The sequence below is a fragment of the Pseudomonas sp. genome, assembly GCF_026224925.1.
In the GTDB taxonomy this organism is placed as follows: Bacteria; Pseudomonadota; Gammaproteobacteria; order Pseudomonadales; family Pseudomonadaceae; genus Aquipseudomonas.
This window is the reverse complement of record NZ_JAMFRV010000478.1, coordinates 1-6,076: the sequence shown is the minus strand read 5'-3', so window position 1 is coordinate 6,076 and position 6,076 is coordinate 1. Positions and strand designations below refer to the sequence as shown.

4 protein-coding genes are annotated in these 6,076 nt (G+C 54.7%); all 4 read left to right on the top strand.

What is annotated here, in order from left to right:
- The first annotated feature begins 221 nt into the window (after positions 1-221).
- The 4 genes from M0974_RS20530 (at position 222) to M0974_RS20515 (ending at position 5,882) form a co-directional block, all read left to right on the top strand.
- Positions 222-1,022 (top strand): SDR family NAD(P)-dependent oxidoreductase, encoded by an 801-nt coding sequence (locus M0974_RS20530; protein ID WP_297840950.1) that lies wholly within the window; start codon positions 222-224, stop codon positions 1,020-1,022.
- Positions 1,023-1,186: 164 nt separating this feature from the next.
- On the top strand, positions 1,187-2,857 hold the full coding sequence (locus tag M0974_RS20525; RefSeq protein WP_297840947.1) for an NAD(P)/FAD-dependent oxidoreductase: 1,671 nt from the start codon (positions 1,187-1,189) through the stop codon (positions 2,855-2,857).
- A gap of 116 nt (positions 2,858-2,973) precedes the next feature.
- Positions 2,974-4,422 (top strand): NADP-dependent succinate-semialdehyde dehydrogenase, encoded by a 1,449-nt coding sequence (gene gabD / locus M0974_RS20520; RefSeq protein ID WP_297840945.1) that lies wholly within the window; start codon positions 2,974-2,976, stop codon positions 4,420-4,422.
- Between the two features lie 131 nt (positions 4,423-4,553).
- Complete coding sequence (locus tag M0974_RS20515) at positions 4,554-5,882, top strand: carbohydrate porin (protein ID WP_297840941.1); 1,329 nt, start codon at positions 4,554-4,556, stop codon at positions 5,880-5,882.
- Positions 5,883-6,076: the final 194 nt, after the last annotated feature.

Genomic DNA, 6,076 nt, shown 5'->3' with positions numbered 1-6,076 from the left:
CGTGAGACATAACATCTCAAGATTCGCGCATTTGCCTGGGATACGAGAGCCATTATGTCTTAGCCAGGCGTCCTGCCTGGAGGCATGCCAGCAAGCTGGAAGCGCTCTATCTCAAGCCACTCAGGCAGTTTTTTGCTTCTTGGCATTCGACTTGCTCTGACTGTCTCAGTGGGCCGCGTTAGACGGCCACACCTTACAACAATAAATATGAGAGACATCACATGAGCATTTCTCACGCCGTCAATTTCTCCCTCACAGGAAAAGTCGCCTTGGTCACCGGTGCCGGGCGAGGTATCGGGCAAGGCATCGCACTGAGCCTGGCTCAGGCTGGTGCGGACCTGGCGCTCGCCGATTTCGACTTGGGCATTGCAGAGGAGGCCGCCGCGAAAGTCCGTGCACTGGGGCGCCGAGCCATCGCCCTGCAGGTTGATGTCAGCCAGGCCGACAGCGTTGCAGCCATGATGGAACAGGTAAGGCATGAGTTCGGTCGTCTTGATGTAGCGGTCAACAACGCAGGCGTCGTCAGCTTGGGCAGGGTCGAGGAGCTGGCGGTCAGCGAGTGGGACCGAATCATGAATATCAATGTTCGTGGTGTCTTTCTGTGCTGTCAGGCCGAACTCAAACTGATGCGCGAGCACAAGTTCGGCCGAATTATCAACCTGGCTTCGATCGCAGGCAAAGTAGGATTCCCGGACCTGTCTCATTACAGCGCATCTAAGTTCGCTGTCATCGGGTTCTCCAACGCTTTCGCCAAGGAAGTTGCCCGTGAGGGCATCACGGTCAATGCCTTGTGTCCCGGTATTGTAGGCACCGGTATGTGGCGTGGCGACGAAGGTCTTTCCGGACGGTGGCGCCAGCCGGGAGAGACGGAAGAGCAGTCTTGGGAGCGGCACCAGTCGAGCCTCTTGCCACAAGGCGAGGCACAAACCGTCGAAGACATGGGCCAACTGGCGGTGTTTTTAGCTTGCGCCCCCCACGTCACTGGACAGGCAATTGCCGTAGACGGCGGCTTCTCGCTGTAGCTGCTCAAGTGGGCATGAACTAATCCGCTGTATCTAAATCACGAATTTGAATTTTCCTTGGATACCCAATCCGGGGAAGCAAACGCGGCGTACCTGCACGTTCTATTAACGGTCAGTTGTTAGTTAGAGCGAGCAGGGCGAAATGGTTAAATCAGGAGAACACAATGACAACTACAACTCTGGCCAAGCGCTCCCTGGGCACCGATGTCATTCACTATGATGCCGTCATTATTGGCGCAGGCTTCGGTGGCATTTACATGCTCAAGAAGTTGCGTGATGAGATGGGACTGAACGTTCGCGCTTTTGACAAAGCAGGGGGCGTAGGTGGCACTTGGTATTGGAATCGGTACCCTGGCGCGTTGTCCGACAGTGAATCATTTGTGTACTGCTTCTCGTGGGATCGTGAACTCTGCCAGGAGTGGGATATTACAACTCGCTATCTGACCCAGCCGCAAATTCTCTCTTATCTCAATCATGCGGTTGATAGACATGATCTGCGCCGGGATATCCAACTGGAAACAGCTATAACGTCCGCAGTTTACGATGAACACAGCTGTCGCTGGCTCGTGAGTACGGATGACGGTCACCAATACAGCGCTAAATACTTGGTAACCGCACTCGGACTGCTTTCAGCAACCAACGTGCCGAAGATCAAAGGTCTGGATCAATTCCAGGGGCAGATGTACCACACTGCCAATTGGCCTGCCGAGGCTGCACTGGAAGGTAAGCGCGTGGGAGTCATAGGCACCGGTTCGACAGGCTGCCAGGTCATCACTGCAATCGCTCCAATGGTGGGTCATCTGACAGTGTTCCAGCGTTCCGCGCAATACACGGTGCCGGTGGGCAATGGTCCGGTTAGTCGCGAGTATGTCGATGATATTAAGCGCAACTACGATGCAATTTGGAAAGAAGTACGCTCTTCGCGCCTGGCCTTCGGTTTTGAAGAAAGCAACATCCCGACGATGAGCGTTTCCGACTCCGAACGAAAAGAGATCTTTCAGCGTGCCTGGGACGGCGGTGGTGGTTTCCGCTACATGTTCCAGACCTTTAACGACATTGCTACCGACGAAGAAGCGAACGTCGCGGCGCAAAACTTTGTCCGCGAAAAAATCGCCGAGATCGTTAAGGACCCGCAAACAGCACTCAAGCTGATGCCGAGTGATCTTTATGCGAAAAGGCCACTGTGTGACAGCGGCTACTACGCCACATTCAATCGAGACAATGTAGCGCTGGTGGATGTGAAGGCCAACCCGATCGAGGAGATTACCGCCAAGGGTATTCGCACTGCGGACGGGGTGGAACACGAGCTGGATGTATTGGTTTTCGCTACTGGTTTCGATGCCGTGGATGGCAACTACAAGCGTATCGATATTCGCGGGCGTGATGGGGTAAGCATCAAGGATCACTGGCTCGATGGGCCATCCAGCTACCTGTCGGTCGCTACTGCGAACTTCCCCAACATGTTCATGATCCTGGGTCCCAACGGGCCGTTCACCAACCTGCCACCGACGATCGAGACAGAGGTTGAGTGGGTGTCCGACTTGATCAATTTTATGGAAGAAAACGAGTTGGCAAGTGTCGAGCCCGATCCTGAAAGCGAGCGTGAATGGGGAGTGACCTGCCAAGAAATTGCAGATCAAACACTGTTTGCCAAGACCGACTCTTGGATCTTCGGGGCGAACATCCCGGGCAAGAGCAACTCGGTTTATTTCTACATGGCAGGCTTGGGCGCATTCAGCGAAGAACTGGCCTCTGTGAAAAACGACGAGTACCGAGGCTTCAAGTTCAAGGCCGTTAGCGTAGCGAATACATTCGCGCACAAAGCTCTGCTTTAACAGAGCGGCTCCCAGTACGAATAAATAAGGTCTTACTCGCTTTTTACGCTTACGCCAAGGCGAGTTCGAATGCGCGCGAGTGTCTCGGCGCTACGCCCCCCCGTGGAGAACATGCAGTGAATTTGAACAACCCTGATCTGTTTCGCCAACAAGCGTATATCGATGGCGAATGGATCGCCGCAGATAACGGCAACACCATCACCGTCGTCAATCCTTCGACCAATATCTCCATCGGCCAAGTTCCGCGGATGGGTAAAGCCGAAACCCGGCGTGCCATTGAAGCCGCCGAGCGTGCCTTGCCGGCCTGGCGCCAGCTATCGGCCAAAGAGCGCAGCACCAAGCTGCGACGCTGGTTCGAACTGATCATCGAAAACCAACGCGACTTGGCCTACATCATGACTCTGGAGCAGGGTAAGCCGTATACGGAAGCATTGGGAGAAATCACCTTTGGCGCATCCTATATCGAGTGGTATGCCGAAGAAGCCAAACGTGTTTATGGAGATCTGATTCCAGGCGCGATGGACAAGCGGCTTCTGGTCATCAAACAACCCATCGGTGTCTGTGCCGCTATCACGCCTTGGAATTTCCCCAGTGCGATGATCACCCGCAAGGCCGGACCGGCGTTGGCGGCCGGTTGCACGATGGTCATAAAGCCTGCTTCCCAGACACCATTTTCAGCATTGGCGCTGGTTGATCTGGCAGAGCGGGCAGGTATTCCCAGGGGCGTCCTGTCGGTTGTGACAGGCACTGCAGCAGAAATAGCCGAAGAACTGACCAGCAATCCCACGGTGCGTAAGATTTCGTTTACTGGCTCAACCGAAATAGGTCGCCAGATCATGGAGAAGTGCGCTCAGGACATCAAGAAAGTCTCTCTCGAGCTGGGCGGTAATGCACCCTTCATTGTCTTTGAAGACGCCGATCTCGATGCTGCGGTGGAAGGTGCACTTGCTTCCAAGTTCCGCAATGCAGGGCAGACCTGCGTGTGTGCCAACCGGTTGTATGTCCACGACAAGGTGTATGACACATTCGTCGACAAGCTGGCTGCGGCAGTCGCAGGGCTGAAGATTGGTGATGGTTTCGCTGAAGGAATAACGATTGGCCCGCTGATCGATGGCAAGGCCGTAGCCAAAGTTCGCGAGCATATTGAAGATGCTGTTGCCAAGGGCGCCAAAGTGCTCAGGGGCGGTGCAGCGCATGCTCTAGGGGGCAACTTTTTTGAGCCGACCATTCTGGTTGATGTGCCCGACAACGCCAGAGTATCAAAGGAAGAAACCTTCGGCCCGCTCGCGCCGATTTTCCGCTTTTTCAACGACGCGGAGGTTATTCACAAAGCCAACGACACGGAGTTCGGCCTGGCTGCGTACTTCTATTCGTCGAGTTTGAGCAGAGTGTTTAAGGTCGGTGAAAGTCTCGAGTACGGCATTGTGGGAGTCAATACCGGAATCATCAGTTCCGAGGCGGCACCCTTCGGCGGCATCAAATCATCCGGTGTCGGCCGGGAAGGCTCTAAGTATGGCATCGAGGACTATCTCGAGATCAAGTACCTGTGCTTGGCGGGTATCTGAACAGCGGTAGCGAGTTTAGTTAGTTACCTGATCTCGGTTTTTTATTCGTTCGCTTTTTCTGCGACCGCAACGGCCTAGCCTTGAGGTCCGGATAACGCTGTGTCGTAAAACATAAAAATAAGGAAGTCGACATGAACACCCATTGGAAACTGCCCTTCGGGCTGGGACTCTGTGCCTGCATCACTCTTCCGGCATCTGCGGCAGACCCGTCATCCCTTTGGGGGACTGGGGACTGGGGTGGGGCGCGCAGCGAGTTGCTGGAAAAGGGCGTGGACGTCATCGTTGGGTACACCGGGGAGGCCGCCACCAATCTGCATGGCGGTTATAACGACGACCGCACTGCACGTTATACCGCCCAGTGGGCGCTAGGCACTCATCTGGATTTACACAAGCTCCTTGGGTGGAATGACGCGGAGTTCCAACTGCTGGTCACCGAGCGTAACGGCAACAATCTGTCCAATGATCGCGTTGCCGATCCGCGTACCGGCCAGCTCAGTTCCGTTCAAGAAGTATGGGGCAGGGGGCAAACCTGGCGTCTGACGCAGATGTGGTTTCGGCAGCAATTCCTGGCCGGAGCGCTGGACTTGAAGCTTGGACGTTTGGGTGTAAACGAAGACTTCAACAGTTTCCCGTGTGATTTTCAGAGCCTGGCGTTCTGCAGCGCTCCGATCGGTAACGTGGCCGGCGATGTCTGGTACAGCGGCCCCGTCAGCCAATGGGGAGTACGGGCCAAATACAACATTAACCCGCAGTGGGCAGTGCAGATAGGCGTGTATGACCAAAACCCTTCGAACCTGGACACTGACAACGGTTTCAAACTTAGCGGCAGCGGTACTAAGGGAGCGCTGGTGCCGGTTGAGATAATCTGGAAGCCGACATTGGGTGAAGCACTGTCGGGGGAATATCGGTTGGGTTACTACCGCAGCAGTGCCCATGCCAATGATGTTTATGACGACGTCAACGACTTACCTCAGGGACTAACTGGGCAAGCGCCACAGTCCCGCAGCAGCAAACATGGCGCATGGATAATGGGCCAGCAGCAACTCACTACGCATCATGGTGATGCCGCGCGTGGATTGAGCATCTTTGCCAGTCTGACCGTCCATGACCGAGCAACCAGTAGCATCGATAACTTTCAGAACCTAGGTTTTGTCTACAAGGGGCCGTTTGATTCTCGACCCAAGGATGATATCGGAATCGGCGTTGCCCGCATTCATGTCAACAATGATGTGGCAAAACGAGAGGCACAGATCAATTCAAGTAACGCTGTGGATGACTATGACAATCCTCTGTACGTCCCGGTGCAGCGAACCGAATACGACGTCGAACTCAACTATGGCGTGCACGTCACCAACTGGCTGACTGTGCGCCCGAACCTTCAGTACGTCCGCCACCCAGGCGGCGTTTACGAGGTGGCGGACGCTCTGGTTGGCGGCGTGAAGCTCCAGGCAAGCTTCTGAGTTTTTGACTGATTAGCCCGCCTGGTAAAACGGCGCCTGTATACGCAATTTAACGTTGTAGCGCCGGTGTTGGGGCCGCGAGTACTCGCGGCCTAATACCCTCATATCTATTGAGAAGGAAAACTAAAATGAGCAAATCCCAAGGTAAAGTTGCTTTTGTTACTGGTGCAGGTCAAGGGATCGGAGAGGCCATT

Bases quoted from the DNA above. Each gene is read 5' to 3' on its own strand.
- M0974_RS20530 (WP_297840950.1), top strand. From the start codon at position 222: ATGAGCATTTCTCACGCCGTCAATTTCTCCCTCACAGGAAAAGTCGCC.
- M0974_RS20515 (WP_297840941.1), top strand. From the start codon at position 4,554: ATGAACACCCATTGGAAACTGCCCTTCGGGCTGGGACTCTGTGCCTGC.
- M0974_RS20525 (WP_297840947.1), top strand. From the start codon at position 1,187: ATGACAACTACAACTCTGGCCAAGCGCTCCCTGGGCACCGATGTCATT.